The sequence below is a fragment of the Acetobacter ghanensis genome, from assembly GCF_001499675.1.
GTDB classification, from domain to species: domain Bacteria; phylum Pseudomonadota; class Alphaproteobacteria; order Acetobacterales; family Acetobacteraceae; genus Acetobacter; species Acetobacter ghanensis.
This window is the reverse complement of record NZ_LN609302.1, coordinates 1,499,287-1,522,081: the sequence shown is the minus strand read 5'-3', so window position 1 is coordinate 1,522,081 and position 22,795 is coordinate 1,499,287. Positions and strand designations below refer to the sequence as shown.

Annotated in this window: 19 protein-coding genes; 7 read left to right on the top strand and 12 right to left on the bottom strand. The window is 58.6% G+C overall.

Annotated features, from left to right (window positions below):
- Positions 1-33 precede the first annotated feature (33 nt).
- Positions 34-1,314 carry a phosphopyruvate hydratase gene (eno, locus tag AGA_RS07265; protein ID WP_059023660.1) on the top strand — a complete coding sequence of 427 codons (1,281 nt, stop codon included), beginning with the start codon at positions 34-36 and terminating at the stop codon, positions 1,312-1,314.
- A 176-nt stretch (positions 1,315-1,490) separates the two neighbouring features.
- The gene (locus tag AGA_RS07260) at positions 1,491-1,820 is read left to right on the top strand and encodes an FtsB family cell division protein (RefSeq protein WP_059023659.1); all 330 of its coding nucleotides are present in this window, start codon (positions 1,491-1,493) and stop codon (positions 1,818-1,820) included.
- A 107-nt stretch (positions 1,821-1,927) separates the two neighbouring features.
- Here the strand turns inward: AGA_RS07260 and rpmG are convergent, their stop codons facing one another.
- Entirely contained in the window at positions 1,928-2,095 is a 168-nt protein-coding gene (rpmG, locus tag AGA_RS07255) for a 50S ribosomal protein L33 (protein WP_003623017.1), read from the bottom strand.
- A 69-nt stretch (positions 2,096-2,164) separates the two neighbouring features.
- On the opposite strand from rpmG, the gene AGA_RS07250 reads away from it, so the two are divergent.
- Positions 2,165-3,436, top strand: coding sequence for a molybdopterin molybdotransferase MoeA (locus tag AGA_RS07250; protein WP_083503578.1), 1,272 nt, complete (start codon positions 2,165-2,167; stop codon positions 3,434-3,436).
- Between the two features lie 85 nt (positions 3,437-3,521).
- Positions 3,522-4,175, top strand: coding sequence for a transcriptional repressor LexA (gene lexA / locus AGA_RS07245; RefSeq protein ID WP_059023657.1), 654 nt, complete (start codon positions 3,522-3,524; stop codon positions 4,173-4,175).
- A 17-nt stretch (positions 4,176-4,192) separates the two neighbouring features.
- On the opposite strand, the gene bioD is transcribed toward lexA, so the two are convergent.
- The 3 genes from bioD to AGA_RS07230 are packed head-to-tail and all read right to left on the bottom strand — an operon-like array spanning position 4,193 to position 7,475.
- Positions 4,193-5,584, bottom strand: a complete 1,392-nt coding sequence (bioD, locus tag AGA_RS07240; protein WP_231945737.1) for a dethiobiotin synthase — start codon at positions 5,582-5,584, stop codon at positions 4,193-4,195.
- 5 nt (positions 5,585-5,589) lie between these two features.
- On the bottom strand, positions 5,590-6,279 hold the full coding sequence (locus AGA_RS07235; protein ID WP_059023655.1) for an alpha/beta fold hydrolase: 690 nt from the start codon (positions 6,277-6,279) through the stop codon (positions 5,590-5,592).
- Positions 6,276-7,475, bottom strand: coding sequence for an aminotransferase class I/II-fold pyridoxal phosphate-dependent enzyme (locus AGA_RS07230; RefSeq protein ID WP_059023654.1), 1,200 nt, complete (start codon positions 7,473-7,475; stop codon positions 6,276-6,278). The genes AGA_RS07235 and AGA_RS07230 overlap by 4 nt, the downstream gene beginning before the upstream one ends.
- A 57-nt stretch (positions 7,476-7,532) precedes the next feature.
- On the opposite strand from AGA_RS07230, the gene AGA_RS07225 reads away from it, so the two are divergent.
- Complete coding sequence (locus AGA_RS07225) at positions 7,533-8,804, top strand: adenosylmethionine--8-amino-7-oxononanoate transaminase (protein WP_231945736.1); 1,272 nt, start codon at positions 7,533-7,535, stop codon at positions 8,802-8,804.
- Positions 8,805-8,817: 13 nt separating this feature from the next.
- Here the strand turns inward: AGA_RS07225 and AGA_RS07220 are convergent, their stop codons facing one another.
- From AGA_RS07220 to AGA_RS07195, 6 genes are all read right to left on the bottom strand, one after another.
- Positions 8,818-9,270, bottom strand: coding sequence for a molybdenum cofactor biosynthesis protein MoaE (locus AGA_RS07220; protein ID WP_059023653.1), 453 nt, complete (start codon positions 9,268-9,270; stop codon positions 8,818-8,820).
- A gap of 8 nt (positions 9,271-9,278) precedes the next feature.
- Complete coding sequence (gene moaD, locus AGA_RS07215; RefSeq protein ID WP_059023652.1) at positions 9,279-9,542, bottom strand: molybdopterin converting factor subunit 1; 264 nt, start codon at positions 9,540-9,542, stop codon at positions 9,279-9,281.
- Between the two features lie 79 nt (positions 9,543-9,621).
- The gene (locus AGA_RS07210) at positions 9,622-10,092 is read right to left on the bottom strand and encodes a hypothetical protein (protein ID WP_231945735.1); all 471 of its coding nucleotides are present in this window, start codon (positions 10,090-10,092) and stop codon (positions 9,622-9,624) included.
- A 225-nt stretch (positions 10,093-10,317) separates the two neighbouring features.
- A complete protein-coding gene (pgsA, locus tag AGA_RS07205) occupies positions 10,318-10,887 on the bottom strand; it encodes a CDP-diacylglycerol--glycerol-3-phosphate 3-phosphatidyltransferase (protein WP_059023651.1) in 570 nt (189 codons plus the stop codon).
- Between the two features lie 100 nt (positions 10,888-10,987).
- The gene (uvrC, locus tag AGA_RS07200) at positions 10,988-12,901 is read right to left on the bottom strand and encodes an excinuclease ABC subunit UvrC (protein ID WP_059023650.1); all 1,914 of its coding nucleotides are present in this window, start codon (positions 12,899-12,901) and stop codon (positions 10,988-10,990) included.
- Between the two features lie 247 nt (positions 12,902-13,148).
- A complete protein-coding gene (locus tag AGA_RS07195) occupies positions 13,149-14,231 on the bottom strand; it encodes a dipeptidase (RefSeq protein WP_059023649.1) in 1,083 nt (360 codons plus the stop codon).
- Positions 14,232-14,347: 116 nt separating this feature from the next.
- Here AGA_RS07195 and AGA_RS07190 point away from each other — a divergent pair, with 116 nt between their 5' ends.
- Complete coding sequence (locus AGA_RS07190; RefSeq protein WP_059024735.1) at positions 14,348-15,142, top strand: exodeoxyribonuclease III; 795 nt, start codon at positions 14,348-14,350, stop codon at positions 15,140-15,142.
- A 15-nt stretch (positions 15,143-15,157) separates the two neighbouring features.
- Here the strand turns inward: AGA_RS07190 and AGA_RS07185 are convergent, their stop codons facing one another.
- Together AGA_RS07185 and AGA_RS07180 are read right to left on the bottom strand one after the other, a co-directional pair.
- The gene (locus tag AGA_RS07185; protein WP_059023648.1) at positions 15,158-19,363 is read right to left on the bottom strand and encodes a translocation/assembly module TamB domain-containing protein; all 4,206 of its coding nucleotides are present in this window, start codon (positions 19,361-19,363) and stop codon (positions 15,158-15,160) included.
- Complete coding sequence (locus tag AGA_RS07180) at positions 19,363-21,279, bottom strand: autotransporter assembly complex protein TamA (RefSeq protein ID WP_059024733.1); 1,917 nt, start codon at positions 21,277-21,279, stop codon at positions 19,363-19,365. Before AGA_RS07180 ends, AGA_RS07185 begins: the two co-directional genes overlap by 1 nt.
- Before the next feature lie 266 nt (positions 21,280-21,545).
- Here AGA_RS07180 and AGA_RS07170 point away from each other — a divergent pair, with 266 nt between their 5' ends.
- Positions 21,546-22,634, top strand: coding sequence for a lysophospholipid acyltransferase family protein (locus tag AGA_RS07170; protein WP_059023646.1), 1,089 nt, complete (start codon positions 21,546-21,548; stop codon positions 22,632-22,634).
- Positions 22,635-22,795: the final 161 nt, after the last annotated feature.

The following is a 22,795-nucleotide window of genomic DNA, read 5'->3' as shown; positions in this document are numbered from 1 at the left end:
CAGTACCCACTGACAAGCAGGAACAGACACACCATGAGCGCCATTGTTGACATCATCGCCCGCGAAATTCTGGATAGCCGTGGCAACCCCACTGTGGAAGTGGACGTGGAACTGGCATCTGGTGCCAAAGGCCGCGCGGCTGTTCCCTCTGGCGCATCAACTGGCGCACATGAAGCCGTGGAACTGCGCGACGGTGATGCACGGCGCTATGGCGGCAAAGGTGTGCTCCGCGCCATTGAAAACATTGAGAGCGAAATCCTGCCCACCCTGCAGGGCGCAGAATCCTCCGACCAGATCGACATCGACAACGCCATGATTGATCTGGATGGCACACCGAACAAAAGCCGTATGGGTGCCAATGCCATTCTGGGTGTATCGCTCGCCATAGCCAAAGCAACGGCAGCCGAACTGGAAGTGCCTCTTTACCGTTACATTGGCGGTGCGTTTGCCCACATTCTGCCCGTGCCGATGATGAACATTGTGAACGGTGGCCAGCACGCGGACAACCCGATCGACATTCAGGAATTCATGATCCAGCCAGTGGGCGCGCCCACTGTGGCGGACGCCATTCGCTGGGGTTCGGAAATTTTTGCCCAGTTGAAAAAAGCGTTAAGCGCGGCGGGCCTGAACACCAATGTGGGGGATGAAGGCGGTTTTGCCCCTGCCCTTAAATCTGCCGACGAGGCTCTGGGCTTTATCACCCGCGCTGTGGAAGCCGCGGGCTACCGCCCCGGTCAGGACGTCACCTTTGCGCTGGACTGCGCCAGCACCGAGTTCTTCAAAAACGGTCAGTATGTGATGGAAGGCGAAGGCAAGAGCTTCGATTCCGCTGGCATGGCCACTTATCTGGAAGACCTTGTCAGCCGGTATCCGATTGTCTCCATTGAAGACGGCATGGCTGAAGATGACTGGGAAGGTTGGGCGCTCCTGACCCAGACACTGGGTAAAAAAGTTCAGCTTGTTGGAGATGATCTTTTTGTAACCAACCCCGAGCGTCTGAACCGTGGCATCAAGGCAGGTATTGCCAATTCCCTGCTGGTCAAGGTCAACCAGATTGGCACACTGACCGAAACCCTTCAGGCCGTGGAAATGGCCCACCGGGCAGGCTATACCGCCGTTATGAGCCACCGCTCGGGTGAGACGGAAGACTCCACTATTGCGGACCTTGCCGTGGCCACCAACTGTGGGCAGATCAAAACCGGCTCGCTCTCCCGCTCTGACCGGACAGCCAAATACAACCAGCTGATCCGTATTGAGCAGGAACTGGTGACAGCCGCCCAGTATGCAGGCCGCTCCATCCTCAAGAACGGCTGATTACCCTTGAACTAACGGCCACATCTTATGGATGTGGCCCGCTCTGGCCGGTTCCTTTTGGGGAGCCGGCTTTTTTGTGCGCAACGTACTTTCCTCCAGCAGCCAATATGGTTTACACATTACGCTGTATTCATGTCTTCAAGTAACCACGACTCTGGCAAGGAGCAGACCATACAGTGCAGATTGGCCGTTTCTTTCGCCGTGTCGTGCGGGCTGTTGTTCCTCCTTTGGCATTCCTGAGCATTGCTGGGTATTTTGGCTGGAATGCAACGCAAGGCGACCACGGTATGCAGGCGTACCAACAGCAGCTTGGCCTGCTAGAACAGGCAAAACAGGCACGGACAGACGCACTGGCCGAACAGGCTGCATGGAAGCGCCGCGTTAACGGCCTGCGTGAAAATACTCTGGATACGGATATTCTGGATGAGCGCGCCCGCGCCATGCTGAATATGGCCAACCGGAATGATGTGGTCGTTCCCTATGACCGGCGCGACCCACTTTTTTAATCTCTGACGGTTATACCCTACGGGCTAAAAGATTTTCTGCTGGCATGAGGTCATAAAAAAACGGCGCCTGAAGCGCGTTTTTTTATGACATACCGGTCTGGCCAGAATTACTTAATTTTGGCTTCGCGGAATACGACGTGCTTGCGAGCAACCGGGTCGTACTTCTTCAGTTCCATTTTACCCGTGTGCGCACGAGCGTTTTTCTTGGTCACATAGAAGTAACCGGTGTCAGCCGTCGAAACGAGACGGATCTTGATGACGTTGGTCTTGGCCATGACTTCCTCAGCAGAACATATTTACAGAGCCGGTCCATACGGCTCCGGCGGTGTTCAAGTGCCGGCAAAATGCGCATACAAAGGCAAAAGGTCAAGCTTTCTTACATCAATATGGCGCAGCGAACGCCAAAAGGAGACGAATTCATGCTGGATGTGGCAACCGCGCGGTCCAGAATTCTGGAAAACCTGCCACTTTGCGGGCAGGAAACCGTCGCCCTGACCGCCGCCTGTGGCCGCACTCTGGCGCAGGATGTACACGCACGCAGGGCCAACCCTCCTGTGTGCGTATCCGCCATGGATGGTTACGCCGTACAGTCAGCCGATGCCCAGCAGGGCGCTACACTGCGGATTATAGATGAAGCCCCGGCAGGCCGTCCCTCCACCCGGACCCTACAGCCCGGCGAATGTATCCGCCTCTACACCGGTAGCCAGATCCCCAACGGGGCAGATGCTGTTGTCATACAGGAAAACACCCTGCTTGCTGGTCAGCAGATTACACTCACCCAGCCAGCCACCACAGGGCAGTTCATTCGCAAACAGGGGCAGGACTTTGCCGAAGGCGCGGTGCTCCTGACAGCAGGCCGCAGACTCGGGCCAAGGGACATCGGGCTGGCCGCAGCTGGTGGGCTGGTCTGGTTACCCGTATTCCGCCGGCCCCGTGTGGGCATTCTGGCGACGGGAAACGAAATATTGCTCCCCGGAGACACCGCCCCACCAGACGGTATTTTTAACTCCGCGTCATTCATGCTCTCCGCCCTTCTGGAGCAGGAAGGGGCGCAGACCGTTATCCTGCCAGTTGCAAGAGACAACGCAACGTCGCTCTCCAACGCGTTTGCCCAGACTCATGATCTGGACATGCTTGTCACCATTGGCGGGGCCAGTGTGGGAACTTACGATCTGGTTCGCCCCACTTTGGAAAAAGCTGGCCTGATCCAGAATTTCTGGAAAATTGCCATGCGTCCGGGCAAGCCGCTCATGTCTGGCACGCTCAACGGCATGCCCGTACTTGGACTTCCGGGTAACCCTGTTGCCGCTTTGGTGTGCTGCCTGGTGTTTGTGGTCCCCGCCCTTCACAAACTTATGGGTCGCCCCGTTTCAGACTCGCTGGAAACACAAACGGCACTGCTGGGGGCAGACGTAAAGGAGAACGACCAACGGCAGGATTTTCTGCGGGCCACACTCCAGACCAACGCCGAGGGGCATCTGGTTGCCACCCCGTTTGCACGTCAGGATTCTGCACAGTTGAACATTCTGGCGCAAAGTCAGGCGCTGATCATCCGCGCGCCCCATGCCGGTGCGGAAAAAGCCGGAGCCCCATGCCGTATCCTACGCCTGCCCTGAATTAGATATTGACAAAAACAAGAACTTACATAGAACAAACTATGAGATCACTCTTCCATTCCGAACAGACAGACCGAGGTGCGACATGCTGACCCGAAAACAGCACAAGCTTCTGCTTTTTATTGATTCGCACCTCAAGCAGACCGGTTTTTCCCCTTCGTTTGACGAAATGCGCGAAGCTATGGGCCTGCGCTCCAAATCTGGCATCCATCGCCTGATTTCAGGGCTGGAGGAACGCGGTTTCCTCCGCCGCCACCACCACCGCGCCCGCGCGCTGGAGGTTATACAACTCCCCGAAATGGAAGAGGAACTGCCCACCAACGTGATCCGTGGCAGCTTTACGCGCCAGAAGCAGGAATCTGTTAAAATTCCGCTTTATGGTCGCATTGCTGCTGGCCTGCCGATTGAGGCCATGGCGGATACATCCAACGCGCTCACCGTTCCGGCAGACATGCTGGGAAGTGGTGACTACTACGCGCTGGAAGTTGCGGGTGATTCCATGATCGAAGCCGGCATTCTGGACGGCGATCAGGTCATTATCAAAAAGTCCGATCAGGCCGACAATGGGCAGATTGTGGTTGCCCTGATTGATGAGCAGGAAGTGACGCTCAAGCGCTTACGCCGCAAAGGCAACATGATCGCGCTCGAACCCGCCAACGCCCGCTACGAAACCCGCATTGTTCCCGCGGAGCGCCTGCGTATTCAGGGCCATCTGGCTGGGCTGATCCGCCACTACTGAGTACGGCGCATGTGTGCTCAGGTTGCTGGGCACACATCCTCCCATGCTGGGAAGGCCGCCGCCTGTGCCGTTACAGTTGCTGGCGTAACCTGCGGCAGGTAGTCTACTTCCGCCAGAATGCGAACCCCACCTTTTTGTGCAATGGTCTGACTGTTGGCCGGGTTTGCTGGACCGTTCAACACCACTCCTGCAATAGCCACGCCACGGTTCTGAAGTGCTTGCAAACTGAGCAATGTGTGGTTGAGTGTGCCCAGACCACTGCGGGCCACCAACACAACAGGCAATCCCCACAACACGGCCAAATCCAGCATCATCAAAGTGTCTGTTGCTGGGACCATCAGACCGCCAGCCCCTTCCACCACCAGCACTTTGTCCTTCTCCACCTGTGGTAATGCAAGGTGGCGGGAATCGATATGCACACCTTCCGCCTCGGCTGCCGCCTGTGGTGAGAGCGAAGCCTGAAACGCCCCTGCTGGCGGAAAGCACATGGGATGACCGGCCAGATGTTCAACCGTACTGGTGTCCCCCGCTTCATCCGCCAGACCGCTTTGCAGCGGCTTCCAGTAGGCGGCCTGCCACCGCCTGACCAAACAAGCCGAAACAAGGGTTTTGCCAACACCTGTGTCCGTACCGGTTACAAAAACACCCGCAACAGGTGGTTTGCGGAAACAGCCATAAGCTAGTTCCCACGTCATGGATGCCCCGCCCTGCTCCAGCCGCTCAGTAACACGCCGGAGCGTACCCGCCGCCATAGGCGTGCTTCCGGGCTGGGGAACCGATGCCCCTGTCGCCTTAAGATGCCGGACAAAGTCCAGACCTCTGGCAAACACCTGCACACAGCTCTCCCGTTGCCACAGGCCGGAATACGGGAACGGTACCCAGTCCTGTATTTGTGTGGCTTTAGGGTAATGAGGGGTTGCAGGTTCCGCCCCCTCCGCCTTGCAGGCAGCTTTCCACTCCGCAAACGTCCCATCCAGCAAAGCGGTAACGGCCAGCACACCGTTGGGTGCCAGCAGTTCCCCAAGACGGGCCAGTACGTGCTTGGACTGCTCCAGCCACTGCATGACAAGATTGCCGCAGACCACATCAAACGGGCCTTCAACCGTTGGGTTGGCGGCATCCATCAGTTCATAAACCGTTGTGGCCACACCGTTGCGTCTGGCCCGTTCCAGCATATGGGGAGCAAAATCGGTCGCCACAATCTGCGCGTCTGGCCACAGACGGACCAACTGTTCCGTCAGTAGGCCGGTACCACACCCTATTTCCAGAATACGCTGTGGTTTTCTGCCTTTGAGGGTCTCTGCCAGCTTTGCTGCCAGACGTTGCGCGGCAAGGCGTTGCACCGTAGCGGCTCCATCATACCCCTCTGCCCGGTCAAAGCTGAGACGTACGCGCTCCTTGTGCTCCATGCCTTTCATCCCGCGTTCTGTTCCATCATTTTTCGCACCCCTTCAAGCAGCGCCACACAGGCCTTTACATGGGTATGGGGGAGCAGGTGCCCACCATCCATCCATTGCACTGGCGGACCACCTACAAAACTTTCCTCCGTCATGGCGGGGGAAACAACAGGGTCCTGCCGCGCGGCCAGCACCACGCATTGCCTTGCTCTGCCAGCCAGCACAGGCCGGGCATCCGCTGACATCAACATCTCCAGCCCCGTACATAAATTTTGGGTCTGTGGAGGCTCTGCTGCAACCTGCGCGCCGCACAGAGTACGAAAATCAGTCAGAACCTTTTCTGGCGCAGTGGAAAGTCCCTTACACATGCGCTGCATAACGCGGACTGGCACGCCAGAAGCAAAGCCTGCCCGCGCGGCAAATACTGCAAACGCATTAATTCCCACCAGCTTGTCTCGGCTGGCAAAAGCCATGTGCTGCGCCAGCCACAAAAAGCCAAGGGAATGCCCAACCCCCAATACGGGGCGTCCCTCCGCCTGCAAAGCCTGCAACTGTTGTGCTGCTTGCAGGGGCGAAGCATTGCCCCCCCCTAAAAAGCCCAGATCCAGCACACAGGCATCCGTCCAGCCCAGAGCGGAGATAACAGGGGCCCAAAAATCTGGCCCAAACCCCCAGCCATGCACAAATACAGGCTGAATACCCTTCATCCCCCGACCTCCCCGGCAATGTCTCGGGTCGCGGCAATAATGGCGTTGGCCAATGCCTCCATCTGCTCCTGTGTATGATGAGCGTGAAAAACCACCCGCAGGCGGCACCCACCGGGTGGCACCGTTGGCGGGCGGATAGCAACAGCCAGAAAGCCTGCCCGCTCTACTGCCTGCGTTAGCGCAAGAGCCGTTTGCTCCGCCCCCACAACCACCGGTACGATCTGAGTTGTGGATGGCCCCACATCCAATCCGGCCCCTGCCATCAGTTCCCTAAACCGGGCGGCAAGGTCCGCCACATGAGCACGCTGTTCATCCATGCCGGGCAGCAGGTCCAACGCCGCATCCACAGCGCCCAGCACCATGGAAGAAGGTGCCGTGGAATAAATAAAGCCCGAAGCCGTATTATCCAACCAGCGGCACACAGCATGGGAGGCCGCTATAAATGCCCCCATCCCCCCCAGAGCCTTGCTGAAGGTGCCAATAACAAGATCGGCCTGTGCGTGGGCCAGCCCTTTGCCATGTTCGCCTAAAATGCCGGTTGCATGGGCCTCATCCACACAGAGGAAGGCGTTGTGGCGTTGGGTAATGGTCCGCAACGCCTCCATATCCGCCCGGTCACCATCCATGCTGAACACGCTTTCCGTCAGCACAATTTTTAGGCCATCACCTGTATCCTGCCCCAAAAGGGCATCCAGATGCGCCATGTCATTATGCCGGAACCTCTTTGGGCGCACACCGGCCGCCGCACAGCCATGGTAAAGGCTGGCGTGTATAAAACGGTCTGCCACAATAACAGCAGGGGCCCCCGTAACCTGCGCGGAAAGCCGGGCCAGCGCAGGAACAACAGACGCATTGGCCTGCCAGCCGGAAGAAAAAATTCTTGCTGCCTCCATGCCTTTAAGGGCGGCCAGCCGCTGCTCCAACGCCACAGTCTGCGGTGGTGTGCCGGTTACAAGGCGGGAAGCGCCACTCCCGCTCCCCTCAGCCCGTGCCCATATGCTGGCCCGTTCAAGCAGTAACGGGTGGGTACGCAGGCCCAGATAGTCATTGGAGGAAAAATCGACCAGAACAGCGCCGCTGTCGGGCTGTTGCAAAAGTCCGGGTCCGGCTGCATGCCACTGTTTGCAGGAACGCATACGCCCCTGTGCGGCAAAACTGGCCAGCCCCTGCTGGAAAAGATTGTCAAACCGCGTCATGACACCTTTGGTGCCGGAGCCTGCTCTCCCGGTCAATCATCTACAGGAACACCTCGCATGTCTGCACCCGCTTCCATGCCCGACTGGTACCAGCAGGGGCTTCCCCATATCTGGCTTCCCTATAGCCAGATGAAGACCGCATCCCCCCCGCTTGCAGCCCGGAGCACACAGGGTAGCCACATTACCCTGACTGATGGACGCACACTGGTGGACGGTGTTGCTGCATGGTGGACTGCCTGCCACGGCTACAACCACCCCCATATCCGCCAAGCCGTAGCGCACCAGTTGGATGTGATGCCGCATGTGATGTTTGGCGGCATGGTGCATGAACCCGCCTTGCGCCTTGCGTCCCGTTTATGTGCCATGTTGCCCGGAGACTTAGAGCGGGTATTTTTTACAGACTCCGGTTCCGTCGCAGTGGAAGTCGCCATGAAGATGGCTATCCAGTACCGCCTTAACAAAGGGGAACAGCAACGCACCAAAATGCTGGCTTTTCGTGGCGGTTACCACGGAGACACACTCGCCACCATGGCTGTATGCGACCCGGAAGAAGGTATGCACCATCTGTATGGTTCAGCTCTGGCAGAACACGTTATTGCCCCCCTGCCCGTGGATGAGACCAGCACACAGGCGTTTATGGCGTTGCTGGAACGCCACGCACACGAGCTGGCCGGCATTCTTGTAGAGCCTCTGGTGCAAGGAGCAGGCGGTATGCTCTTTCATGCACCATCGGTCCTACGCACATTACGCGCTGCGGCAGACCGCTACGATGTCCTGCTGATTCTGGACGAAATTTTTACAGGGTTTGGGCGCACAGGCACCATGTTTGCCTGTGAACAGGCAGGCATCACGCCTGACATCATCACCCTTTCCAAAGCCCTGACGGGCGGCACCATGGCTCTTGCCGCCACCGTAGCGCGGCGGCACGTTTTTGAGGCTTTTCTGTCTGACAACCCCGAACATGCCCTGATGCACGGCCCCACCTTTATGGCCAATCCACTGGCCTGTGCCTGTGCAAACGCATCGCTCGACCTGTTTGAGACAGAACCACGGCTGGAGCAGGTTGCCACTCTTAACGCACTGATGGCCGAAGCCCTGGAACCATGCCGGGCATTACCCGGCGTGCGGGATGTGCGTACGCTTGGGGCCATTGGCGTAGTGGAACTGGACAACATTGCCAACCCGGATGCACTCCGCCAGAAGCTGATTAGCCACGGCGCGTGGATACGGCCTTTCCGCAATATTGTTTATCTAACGCCAGCCTTCACCATAACCGAGCCTGAGCTGCGGTTTTTGTGCCGCACTATCCACACCGTACTGGCGGGTTAAGAACGAGAGTGCCTTACGGCAACCATGCGCGGGCGGCATCTTCATCCGCCTCTCGCGCATCCACCCAGACTGCCCGACCATCTTCGTAGTCTTCCCGCTTCCAGAACGGTGCTCCGGTCTTCAACCGGTCGATCAGAAAAGATGTGGCCTGTAAGGCCGCGCCCCGGTGTGCAGCAGCGGCACCAACAAACACAATGCCTGCCCCCACCTCCAGCCGACCGACACGATGAATCAGCGTGCAGCCCGTCAGCGCAAACCGTGCCCGCGCTTCCTGCGCCAGATCGTTCATAATGGCTTCGGTCATGCCGGGGTAATGCTCCAAGGTCATGGCCTTAAGCCCCTGCCCACCCCGCACCTGCCCCACAAACAGGCCAATACCCCCTATATGGGGAGAAAGGGCACTTAAACGGGCAGTCTCTGCCCCCACATCAAACGGAGCCGTCTGGACGGCAACATGAACAGACATGGCGTTTATCAACCACCCGTCATGGGCGGGAAAAAAGCGACCTCGTCCCCCGGACGGACCATCTGGTCAAACGTTGCCAGCGTTTTGTTAATGGCAACCCGCAGCTTGGGTTGGTCTGCAAGAGCCTGTGCAATAGCGGGCGATGCCCCTTCGATCTGATGCCGCAGGGCGGTAACCGGCACGCCACCCGATGGGATGGCCACACTCAGGCTTTCCTGACCGATCTGCTCGCGCAATGCGGCAAAAAACAAGACTGTCACCTGATCTGTCATGATCCGCCTTCACCCTCTTATCCAAACACGCCCCAGCTCTTGCGGGCCTTATAGAAGCCAGCGCGCTTTCTGTCGCACATTAATGTGCAGGCATGGCACCACGACGGGGTGTTCCTATGGTGCTGATAGACCCATCCGAATGAATAAGGGTGGTTGTGCCGTCACCATTCGGAATTTCGATGGGGGCTGCTTTGGCCTTTGCCGCCCCGGCCGGTTGCGCAGTCGTCGCGCCCGCCACAGGGGAGGCATACAGGCTATTCCCGACAACACCCTTATGGATGTTTTCCTTTTCCCCGATGCTCATCTCCTGACCATCGGGCAGTTGCGGGCCTGTGGCCGCCGTCACCTCTTCCCCCGGCAATTTACCGGTCCGGCCTTTGGCAACATCTTCCAGCGTGGGGAGCGGGTCGGGCGGACCGGGCCAGACATTACCGCCCTGCGGCAGAATCGGCACCTCGCTTGTCGCCTGCCCCTGCACACGCCGCATGTTGAGGTCAGAACCACTTGGAGCATTGGGATTTTCGCCGGGGAGAGACATTGTGTCGGACATGACTTTTTCAAAGCCTGCACATCCACTCATCATCACGCACACTCCGAGAAGAGCGGCTTTTCTCATACCCAGACTCCGCATTACGCCAGCACTTTCCCCAGCCTGTTCCGGACTATCCGTGGCTGATGCACGGTGCCCTGATAATTTTGGCTGAAGTGAACAGCCCTGTAGCCTATAGCCGCAGGCCAGTCGCCCAAATATTGGCCTCTCAAAGGCAAGGACTTTTTACAGATCGACGTGCTGCAAACCCTTGGTCAGATAATCCCATCCGGTAATCATTGTCAGCACCCCGGCAACCCAGAGCAGCACGGCGCCAATAAGAGCAACGGGCAACCACGGAATACCTAGCAGGGCACTTGTGCCGTCCCCCGCCAACAAAAAGCCTATGGCTGTCATCTGAAAACCGGTTTTCCACTTGGCCAAACGGGTTACTGGCAGGCTGGCACGCCGCTCTGCCAGATACTCCCGCATCCCAGACACCAGAATTTCCCGGCACAGAATGATGATGGCAGGCCACAGACTCTGGTAGGGCAAACGCAAAAAGCCTGCCAGCACCATAAGGCAGGCTCCCACCAGCAGTTTGTCGGCTATGGAGTCAAACATCCGCCCGAAGTCGGAAAGCTGGTGGCGAGAGCGCGCCAACTTTCCATCAAAATAATCGGTAATTCCCGCCAGAATGAACAGCAGACACGCAAGCGCGTCCGTTTGTGGCGTACCCCACGCGGCAAATCCAACCACGATGGGAATGGCCACAATACGCGAAAGGGTCAGGACGTTGGGCAGGTCTGTTAACATTATGGCGTATGCTAGCGCATTTCCTGCCAGACTGAAATGCTTTGACTTATCGCAATGTCGTCACTCACCCTCATTCCCTGCAATCCTGCCATTCGCCTTTTTAGTCCGGCGACCAGTCGGGGTGGAAATGGCCGTAGATGACCCGCGCAATCTCGCGGCTGACTCCCGGCGCAGCTTCCAGTTCCGCCAGCCCGGCCTGCTTGACCGCACGGGCTGACCCAAACGTATTGAGCAGCATTTTTTTACGCGCGGGGCCTATGCCGGGAATATCGTCCAGCTCGGATGTGACCAGCGCCTTGGACCGCCCCGAACGGTGGGTGGTGATTGCAAAACGGTGCGCCTCGTCCCGGAGTCTTTGTAGGTAGTAGAGAACCGGGTCCCGCAGATCGAGCTGAAAAGGCTCCCTGTGGTCGGTATAAAACCACTCCCGCCCGGCATCCCGGTCTGGCCCCTTGGCAATACCCACCAGTTTGACGCCAGTAACACCCAGATCATCCAGCACGGCCCGAACAGCGGAATACTGCCCTGCCCCGCCATCAATCAGCAGAACATCGGGCCAGTTGGACGTGTCGCCTTCGTCCGCCTCCTTCAGCGCCCTGCCAAAGCGGCGCTCCAGCACCTCGCGCATCATGGCAAAGTCATCCCCCGGTGTAATGGGGCCTTTGATGCGGAATTTGCGGTATGCCTTGCGGTTGAACCCTTCCGGGCCGCCCACAATCATGACCCCATAGGCATGTGCGCCCTGAATGTGACTGTTATCGTACACCTCTATGCGTTCGGGCGGGGCATCCAGCCCGAACACCTCGGCCACACCCCGGAGCAGTTTGGCCTGCCCGGCCGTTTCGGCCAGTTTGCGGTTCAACGCGTCCCGCGCATTGGTTACCGCATGGTCCACCACCTGTTTTTTCTCACCACGCTGCGGGTTGAGAATTTCAACCTTCCTGCCACGCCGTAGGGAGAGCGCCTCCGCCAGCAAAGGGCTTTCCGCCAAGGCGTGGTTGACCAGTATTTGGGCGGGGCATGGTTTATCGTCATAAAACTGGGCAATAAAGGCGGACAGAATATCTGCCGCGGTCTCCTCCTGCGCATGAGCGGGGAAAAACGAGCGACTGCCATTGTTGCGTCCGCCCCGTACAAAAAAGACCTGAATGCAAGTTTGCCCTGCCTCCTGCCAGAGGCCAAAGACATCCGCATCCTGCAAGGAAGCGGGATTGATGACGTTAGAGTCCTGCATTTGCGCCAAGGCGCGGATACGGTCGCGCAACATGGCCGCACGCTCAAAATCCAGTTCTTCGGCTGCCCGGTTCATATCAGCACCCAACGTTTCACGCAGGGCGGAATCCTTGCCGGATAAAAAATCCCGAGCCTGCTCAACCAGCTCCCCGTAAGCCTGCTGGTCTATGCGGTCCACACAGGGGGCGGAGCAGCGTTTGATTTGGAACAGCAGGCATGGGCGGCTCCGGCTGTTAAAAACGGAATCGGTACAGGAGCGCAGCAGAAACACGCGCTGGATCAGATTAAGCGTCTGGTTAACCGCCCATGCGGAAGCAAATGGCCCCCACAGGCTGGCCCCTTTGACCGCCTTGCCACGATGCTTGGCAATCTGGGGGAATGGATGGCCATCCGTCAGCATCAGCCACGGGTAACTTTTGTCATCACGCAGCAGGATGTTGAAGCGGGGCTTCATCCGCTTGATGTAATTGGCCTCCAGCAGCAGGGCTTCTGCCTCTGTGTGGGTCGTCACAATTTCCATGGAGGCCGTTTCCGACACCATGCGCCGCAGGCGCTCGGGCAGACGAGCCACATGCGTATAGGACGTGACACGCTTTTTGAGCGAAAGCGCCTTACCTACGTACAGCACCTCCCCCTTGCTGCCGAGCATACGGTAAACACCGGGCGCAAAAGGCATGGTACGTAACGCATACCGTATGGCCTCTACCCCTTTGAGCGGCAGGCTGGCCTCGGCATCAGCCTGCGCGGCGGTGCCCTCCGGTGTTGAATTTTGTGCAGTCATCTGGCGCTCTTTGGGGGGTCGTCAATTTCATCCACCGTTTTTGTGGATAAGTCTGTGGAAGATAGGGTGCGGATGGGGTGCAAACCGCAGATTTTCAGCCCTTCCAACGGATTGCATATTTTTTAGTCAAACAGGTCATGACATTGATTTAAAAGGATTTTGCTCTTTTGCTGGCGTTGTCTGACTTTGCTTTTTCAAACTCTTTGTTGAAAATAGGGCATGTCAAGAGGAATAGTGGACAAAATTTTCAACCTGCAACGTGGGGTGCAGTCTCGCTTTGTTCTGCCACCTGTTCCGCCTTTTCCAGAAGCCGCAAAAAGTTTTCTCCCCAAAAGGCGGCTATCTCGCTTCTGTCATACCCCCGGCGCATCAACTCCGCCGTAATGTTGACGCCCTGCATAGCATCCTGCCAGTCCGACAAAGCGCCACCGCCGTCAAAATCGGAGGAAATACCAACATAGGCAGGCCCCAGACGGCGCACAACGTAGTCAATATGGTCCACAAGGTCCGCCACCCCGGCTGATCGCTTACCTTCTTCCGGTTTGGGTTTAAGGAACGCGGGCATGGCGGTTATCTGGATCAGTCCCCCACTGGCCTTCAGTGCATCCAGTTGCTCATCATCCAGATTACGCGGATGGTCGCACAGTGTCCGTACGCAGGAATGGCTGGCCACAACCGGCGTGGCCGAGGCATCCACGGCCTGCAACATGGTCTGTTTGGATGCGTGGGAGACATCCACCAACAGGCCAAGCCTGTTCATCTCCCGCACGGCCTCACGCCCCAGAGCGGAAAGGCCTCCATGTTTTTGCGGCGTATCCCCAAGGCTAGGGCGGTGGATGGCCGCATCCGCCAGAGCATTGTGGCCGTTATGGGTCAGGGTCACATAGCGTGCACCCCGTTTTTGAAACGCCTTGAGCAGCGCCGGGTCATCCCCCATGCCATAACCGTTCTCAACCGCTGGAATAACCGCGATAACGCCTTTTGCATGAGCGGCCCGAATATCAGCCACGCGGGAGCAAATGGCTGCACTCACGCCATTATGGGTTCCCTGCATGGTGTTAATGGCATCCAGCATGGCTAGGCATTCCTGCTGCACCTGCTTATGGGCCTCGGCCGTTACCGGCCCCTGCGCCGTATAGGCAACAAAGCAGCCAGCGGACATGCCGCCACGTTGCATTTTGGGTAAATCGACCTTGCGGGACGGCGTATCGTCAAACGCATCGGCCCGGTCCGGCCAAGGAATGTCGATATGGCTATCCAGCGTCAGAAGGTCACGGTGCAGGGCTATGGCGCTCTGCGGGGCGGCGGGCTGGGCGAATACGGTATCCATCTTTCAATATCATGGGGTGGATACAAAAAATTGCAAGAGTCATCCCCTTCCATCCACCCGGCTTGCCCTTCCTCTTTTTACTTGCCCAACGCCATGCAATACGCCATGCCCTGCCCATGCGACTTGTGACATGGAACATCAACTCCCTCCGGCTGCGTATGCCGCTGCTGGAAAAGCTGACCACCACCTTGCAGCCCGACGTTGTCTGCCTGCAGGAAACCAAGGTCCCCGATGCCCTTTTCCCGCTGGACGCGGTGCGTGCCCTTGGTTTTGAGCACCTGCACTACAAGGGCATGAAGGGCTATAACGGCGTGGCCATCCTCTCCCGCCTGCCGCTTAGCCCCGCAACAGACACGCCCTCATGGTACGGTAAGGAAGACTGCCGCCACGTTGCGGCGACCCTCCACGCACCGGGAGGCGATATTGCCCTGCACGACTTTTATGTTCCTGCGGGAGGGGATGAGCCAGACCCAGAGACCAACCCCAAATTCGCGCACAAACTTACCTTTGTGGAAGAAGTAACAGACTGGTTTGCCCGGCAGAAACTCGCACGTACGGTACTGGTGGGGGACTTCAACATTGCGCCGCTGGAGCATGATGTCTGGAGTCACAAACAGTTGCTTAAAATTGTCAGCCACACTCCGCCGGAAACAGAACGCCTGACCAACTGGCAACAAACGGGCTTTGTGGACGCCATGCGCCACTTTGTCCCCCCACAGGACAAGCTTTACACTTGGTGGTCCTACCGCAACCGGGACTGGAAAAAGTCCAACCGCGGGAGAAGGCTGGACCACATATGGGTTACACCAGACCTTGTACCCCAACTGGCCAGTATGACCGTTGTGCAGGATGCCAGAGACTGGCCCTCCCCCTCGGACCATGTTCCCGTGGTTATGGATATTCAGCCATAACCCTATAAGAGCAGCCTAATACCGGTACTGCCACAGCAGCCCCACACTGCTGCCCGGATCGTTTTCCGGTGTGGTAAAGCCGGTTACGGAGCCACCGGTGCCAACTGTTGTATTAAGTTTGAGGTGGTTGGTCAGATCCACCTGCACCTGTGCCTGTGTGCCAGAGCCCGACGTGGCCTGCTTGGCCCCCACGTAAACACCCTTCATCACGTATTTACCGGCTTCCACGCTGGTGCCACCGTTCCCCACGCCCGAGCCACCGCCAACGGCCAGCCTATCCAGGTGCAAGGTTTTGCGCAGGGTGCCCATGGGGTCAAAGGTTGTCAGCCCGGTCAGTGTGGCCAAAGCCGTGCCCACTTCGACCATCTGGGTGGAGGACAGGGAGTGCGCATCTGTTCCAAACAGCAGCATGGCCAGAACCTGATCCTGCGGTAGGCTGGGAATGGAATCAAAACTGATCTTGGGTGCGCTTGCGTACCCGCCAACCTTAAGCATGGCCGTCTGCCCCTCAACCGCGCGGTCGGCCTCAAAATCCAGTGTTGGGTCAAGCTTGTGCCCGACGCCAGAGCCATTAAAGCCAACCCGCCCCTTGGTGAAGTTGAGCGAAATACCCGCCAGATCAAAATTACCGCGTTTAAGATCAAACCCGCCGGTTACAACTGGTGCCTGCGTAGTGCCTGTTACCTTCAGGCGGCCCGCCATTTCCGCGTCCAGACCGTGCCCGCGGACAAAGAACTTACCCGGTGATGTTAATTTAAGGTCCAGCCCTATTACAGACTGGTGCGTACTGGCGGCTTTAGCTTCTTCCGCCCTCTGTTTTTCTTCACCCGGACGCACAACATCCAACCGGGCCACAGAAGATGGCAACGAATTGGGAATATTAATTTCCACACGCTGCAAATCCACGCCGCCCGCCACGTCCATACGGGTCTGCACCTGCCCGCGCACCGTAACATCGGCATTCAGTACCGCTGTCAGCAGGTCGCTTGAGACCGGGCGCGCATCCTTGGCAACCAGATGCAGGTCTATGGGCATACCCGGCATAGCAACCCCGAGAAAACCGGTGACGCCAAGCGTGCCGTCCCCAGCCTTTGCGCTGAGAGTCTGAATAACAATGCGGTCCCGCGCACCCACAACACGACCGTTTACGGCACTCAGATGGAACCCCTGCGCAAAGTCCTGAAAATCCGCGTTAATCAGGTCAATCGCGCCAGATACGGCGGGAGAGGCCACACTCCCCTTGACCTGCATGGCCAGTTGCATCTGCCCCTGTGCCTGCCGGGCCTGCGCACCCAGTATGCCGTTGGCAATACTCAGATCAAGATGCCCATTTGTACGCAGGTCCAACGCGCCTGTTTTGGATAGGGGGGCACTCCCGCGTATCTGCATCCCAAGTTTGCCCCCTGCGGACGCATCAACCTGCACCTGTGCTTGTGTGCGGGCCAGATTGGCCTGAGCATCCACTTGCAAAGGCGGAACGGAGGCGGCGGCAGAACTATCCGCCATACGCAGATTACTGCCTTTGACTTGCACCCGCCCCTCTGGCCTGTCCAATGACCCCGCCAGCTTGGCAGAGAGCGACACAACCCCTGTTGCCTTGAGGTTAGGCATAAACGGGTGGGCTAGAGCCGGTGTAACATTGCGAATATCTGCGGTCACCGACAGGCTGGGTTTAAGACGCCCCGCCACATCCAATGTGGCAGGCTGGCTGCCCGGCGTGCTCAACTCCGCGCGCAGTCGGTCCAGACCCAGCGTATCCCCAAAGGACACCATTACCGGCGCTTGCAGGCGCAGGTTTTCCTGCTTGGCTGTGGCTGTCAGTTTTTGCAGTTTTACCTGTTTGCCGGGCAGGTTCAGCAACGCCTGCGTGTTCAGGGCAAGAGGACTGCCCGACCAGCTTGCTGGCCCCACCTGCGCCGACAGCAACATGGCTGTATCTGGCCCTTTTGCGCTCAACAGCGCCTGCCCGGTCACTCCGGCCGCAGAAAGACCACCAAGGCGCAGGGTCAGGTCTGGCGAGGGGTGTGCGGCCGGGTCGGTCACCGAGCCAGCCAAAGCAATGGAGCCAACCCGCGCCTGAGGCGTGGTCACATTGCCCTTGAGCTTGAGCGCAACCACGGGTTTGTCCGCCACCGTGGTGGTTTTGACGGATGCTGCCAAGGTGCCGGACATAGCCTGCCCGATAAGAGGTGCGTAATCAGCCAGCCGCGCTATGGTCAGGTCCAAAGTCCCCTGTGGCACCACTTCCTTGGGGGCCAGCGTAAGCTCCCCTTGCCCTTTGGTGGTGTTCCACGCCAGTTTTTGCAGGTCGAGGTGGCGCATACCATCGGCGGCTTGGTCAAACGCCACCTCCAACTGCAACGGCGCACGGTCCAATGTGCCTTGCAAAGCCAGTGTGCCCTGCGGCACCTTAGGCAGGTGGGCCACGGACACATCCAGCGCCAAAGCGCCTTTGGGCATGGTTGCCGTACCTATATTGGCCTTTGCCCCCACAGTAGCGACAAAATCCTGCAAGGGTCCCTTCAGGGCCAGCGCAATATTAGTATCCCCCCGCAAGGTGGGGGCCAGTTTTTCCAACACGGGCAAGGCAATGTTGGCCGTCATGTCCACATTGCGCCCTGTCTGCACATGCCCCTGTACACGGGCATCCAGCGCCTGCCCGGTCACGGTCAGGGATGACAGGTCAATCTGCTGCCCGGCAGGCAGGTTACCTTGTGCTGCAAGCGGATGCATGGCGGCAGTAAGGGCAATATGCCCATCCGCCCCCAGCAGTCCGGCGGCCTGCGCCTGTCCCCCGGTCACGGCCAGTGCCCCATTGGCAGCAAGGTGCGTATCCCCGTTAGGGTCAAGCGGACGGTCAAACTGAGCAGTTAACGCAGCATGGCCACGCAAGGGCACACCGGCTGCTTCCCCCAGAGGCAGCAGATCCGGCACGTTCAGGCTCAGTGTTCCTTTTTGAGGAGCGGCGGCCTTTATGTCCCCCGTAAGCCCCAGAACTGGATGATCCAGCGTGAAGGTCAGCGGCACACCGGGGTCACCGGGTTTAACAAGCGCATCCAACTTCAGGGGGGCAGCGGCAAGCAGTGTGGGGGCCTTGCCCGGTAGGCGTAAACCATCCGCGCTCAGGTTCAGGTGGAGTTGTTCCGCAGCGGCGGCTGTCCCTCCCTCCCCGGCAAACCGGACATTCAGCGCGCCTACCTGCACGCCTGATGCGGCCAACTGGTCTATATCCAGTTGCGCGGTGCCATGGGGGGCCGCCATTTTACCATTCAGATGTGCGGCAAACCGTATGGCCTGCCATCCAATATCCGGCGTGAGGCTCAGTTGGGGAGCCTGTGCGGAGGCATCCAGCGTAGTCAACTGTTGGGCAAGCAGGTCCAACTTGCCACTTGCGTGGGCACTGACGGCACCAGCCGATGCGGCAAACGTCAGGGTTGAGGCCGCAACCGGCCCCTGCATATCCAGCCGCAAGGCAATGGGGGCCAGTTGCGGCATATCCAACCGGGTTGCCGTAAACCCGTCTGCCCCCTCGCTGGCGTCCAGATGCAACGAGAGCTTGCCCCCGCCCGTTGCCGTGGCGAGGGTAATCTGCCCTATCTTATCCAGCCGTTTGACCTGTAAGCCAATATCCGAGCGCGGCAGTTTGGGAAGGCTCAACCCGTTAATAATCGGGTCAATATTCCCTAACTTCCCATGGCCACTCACACTAAAGCTTGCGGCTTGCCCAGCCAGAGGCGCGCCTACATTAATACGCCCGACCTCCAGCCTGCGAATATCCACCCCCAGCCGCAGCGATGACGGAGAAGAGGCAGGCTGCGCGGGTTTGGCCGCTGGGTCTGATACGGGAAGGCGCGGAATATCCAGCTGAGCCGCCGTAAAAGCGTAAATCCGTGCCTGACGCCCCAGTATAGCCAGCGGGGACCAGTCCAGTCGGACATCATGCAACGTCAGCCACGCGCCCTGCCGGTCATGGATAGCAAGCGTTGCGACATGCAGGTTATCGGGGAAACGGCCAGACAGGCCCGCAAGCGTGACCATCCCCCCGGTCAGAGAGGTGGTCTGGCGGACCAGCATCCGCCGCCCCGGCCCGGTATTGGCCCCAACCAGCAACACGGTTGTCGCCAGTGCGCCAATACCCACGAGCGAACCAACAGTTACCAGCGCAACGCGGCCAACGCGCCGCCACCTTTTGCGCGGAGGATTCGGTGTGGAGTCTGCCATCAGAATGTTTCCCCCAGCCCGATATACAGATCCCACGAATCCCCTCGTGGTGCGCGGTTAAGGGGCACCGCCACATCCAACCGGACAGGCCCAATGGGGGTGTAGTACCGCACCCCACCGCCAGCACCCACGCGTAAAGTGCCGGTAAAGGGCATACTACTGCTGCCCACCTGCCCTGCATCCACAAAGGCCGCCATGCCAAAACTTTTAAACAGGCGCTGCCTGTACTCAACAGACCCCGCATCCAGCGAGGTGCCACCAATGGCGTATTTGGTCCGACCATATTGCGGGCCCACGCCTTGCCAGCGATAGCCACGCACCGTGGCACTCCCCCCTGCGTACATGCGCTGGTCAGGCGGAATGTCCCACGTACCGGCCCCCTGAATACTGCCAATAGTCCCACGAAAAGCCAGAATACTGCGACCGGGGCGGCTGATGCCCAGCTTGTGCAGGTCCACATAGGTGGAGGCTGTTGCGTTCATAATGGTAAAAAACGATGTGCCAACGCCTTTGCTCCCCAAAGAGACGGAAGGCGTTACGTTTATGCTGGCACGCATACCATGTGTGGCCGGTTCAATTGGGTTGCCCACGCCGGTATTGTCATACATGCCAGATAGGGGGGCGGAAATAATGGTGTAGCTGCGGGTCACGTTGAACTGTTCGATTCTTTCCTGCTCGGCCGCCAGACCAAAATTCCCATTCCAGTTTTTGGCCAATGGGCGAGTTATCCCACCCCGCACCAGCAGAGCGGTCTGCCGGTAGGACCAGAAGAGCTGGCGCAGGCCTTCAACCCGGGCGTTGAGGTTCTGCTTCGATTCCAAAAAATCAGGTTTGAAAAAATCAGCATACACATCGTAACCCAGCCCTTGCTGGGCTGACCCGCCCAGACCTGTAATCAGGGCCGTCAGGCGCAGGCGTTCGGCATTCCCCAGCAGGTTGTTATGGGTCCATGTAGCCCCCACACGCGCACCAAGGTCCGTGGAGTACCCCAACTCCGCCCCCACAGAGTGGCGTTTGCCTTCCTGAAAGGAAAAATCCAGCGGCATGGTGCCATTAACGGCTTTGTTGGACGCATCCTTTACCGTCACATTGGAAAAAACCCCCAACGTGGTCAGGTCCTGCCGGGCCGCCTCAATGCGTGATGGCTGGTACAGTTCCCCTTCCTTCACCGTCAGCCGCCTGCGGATGAAGGATTCGTGCATCCGTTTCAGCCCGTCCATGCTGATGGTGCCAATATTGAGCACCGGCCCCGGCACAACGGGGTACACAATATCCAGTGTTTTGGTTGCGGGGCGCAAATAGGCCATGGGTTTATCCACCTGCGCCAACGCATGACCACCCTCGCGCAGCGCATCCAGTAACCGCCCGCCAGCAGCCAGCACATCTGCCGCCACGGCAGGCTGCCCAGTATGCAGGTCAAAGGCTTTTTGCTGCGCGGCAGTCAGATGCGGCGCCAAACCCGTTGCACTCTCCACCAACTTGACCGAACCGATATGGAAGAGCGGCCCCGTATCCACCTTGACCGTAATATCCACTTTTTCTTTTGCGGGGACGGTCTCGATCCATGAGGCAAGAGCGGAGGACATACCATCCATGGCAATACCCTGCTTGCCACTCCGCAGCATGATGTGCACCGTGCCATCGTAATAGCCGCAGCTTTCCAACGCTCCGCGCAGGCGGTCATATTCATTCCGCACGCGGCCAGCCAGCGCAAACGGCCCCACCGCACGCGTGGCCTGAAGGCTCAGCAGGTCGGACGATGTTTTAAGCGCCGCATCCAGGTCGCTCTGCCCGGTGGGTGCAAGGCTTGTTACATATGGCTGCGGGTCCGCAGCACGTGCGTCGCATACAAAAGCCCCCCAGAGCACGGCTCCGGCCAAAAAGCGATTCGTTGCACCGGCAAGCCTGCCCAGTATGTTGCTGTTGTAAACGGCCACTATTCCCTGTCTGTCCGTTGCTGAATAAAGGCTACACTGCCCTTTGCCCGGCCTTTTTTTGCATTCCTACCCTGCCTATAACCATACCATGACAAAAATTAGATGGTCCGCCAAAAAAAACCTTCACACGCGATGGATTGTCCCCTCCCCCATGTTCGCGGTATGAGAACACATGTTTTTGTGTTTCTTCCACATTACTGCCCACTCCTTGGCCTGTCCGGCCAGAGCCGGGCAGAAGCAGGACCATGCGCACCAAGCCTGACCAAACTACGCAGCCCCTGCCCTTGGGCACGCCTGCCACCGCCCCGATCTCTCCCCTTCCCTCATGGGTAGATGCATTGTCCCGTCGCTCGGGGGAGGCTCGTGCTGCCCTGCGTCTGGCTGGCCTGCTTGTGTGGGTTCCGCTTTCCGTCGGGTTTGAGGCCTGCCTGCTGCCGGTTCCCGGCACGGCCAAAATCCGCTGGACGCGGGTTATCTGGGGCGTTTTGTGCCGTATTATTGGCCTGCGCATTACGGTCAAAGGCGACCGGGCAGGCACGGTTGGCGGCATAAAAGCACGCAAACGCGGTGAGCGACCGGTTATCTATATCTCCAACCACATGTCTTGGCTGGATGTGCCGGTACTGGGCACGTTGCTCCCATCGGTTTTTGTGGCCAAGGGAGATATTGAAAAATGGCCGGTCATGGGGCTGGTCTCCCATATTGGCCGCACCATTTTTGTCAGTCGGCAACGCAGCACCACCGGGCGCGAGCGTGACCAGATGATCCAGCGCATGGTGGACGGGGACAATCTGGTTCTGTTCCCCGAAGGCACGTCCTCCGATGGGTCCCGTGTTCTGCCGTTCATGTCGGCCTTTTTTGCCATTGCCAAACTTCCCAAACTCAAGGAAGGCATGGACAAAAGCCTGCTGCCCGTAACCTATGAGCCGGGCATGGCACCGCTTATCCAGCCCGTATCTCTTGTTTATGACCAGTTGGAAGGGTTGCCTATCAGCCGCTTCCGGCGTCCTGTTTTTTCATGGTACGGCGATATGGATCTTGGCCCCCATGTGTGGGCGCTCCTGCAATGGAAGCGTTCGCACGTAACGGTTGTCCTGCACGAACCGCTGGACCCGGACCTGTTCCCCAGCCGCAAGGCCTTGGCACAGGCGGCATGGAAAGCCGTAGCAGCAGGATGCGCGGATTTAAGGCAGAACCGCGAACCCCACATCCAACCCGGCCGGTTTAACCCCGCGTCCCTCCCTGCCAATTTTTTGCCTGCGCATATCAAGAAAACAAAACTGCTGCTTGACAGAGCGACCTCATTTTTTGCTTCATTCAGAAAGAGGACATAACCAGCGGAGACGCATTTTGCGATTTCCGCCTTGTTCGGGACAGGAGACCACACTGTCAGGCACGGCACGGCCCTTATTCTGCACCGTTTGCCCCCGCTCACCCGCCAGCCGTGAGAAAAGAGGCTTGACCTGCGCCTCCACACGCCTGATGTCCTCTTTCC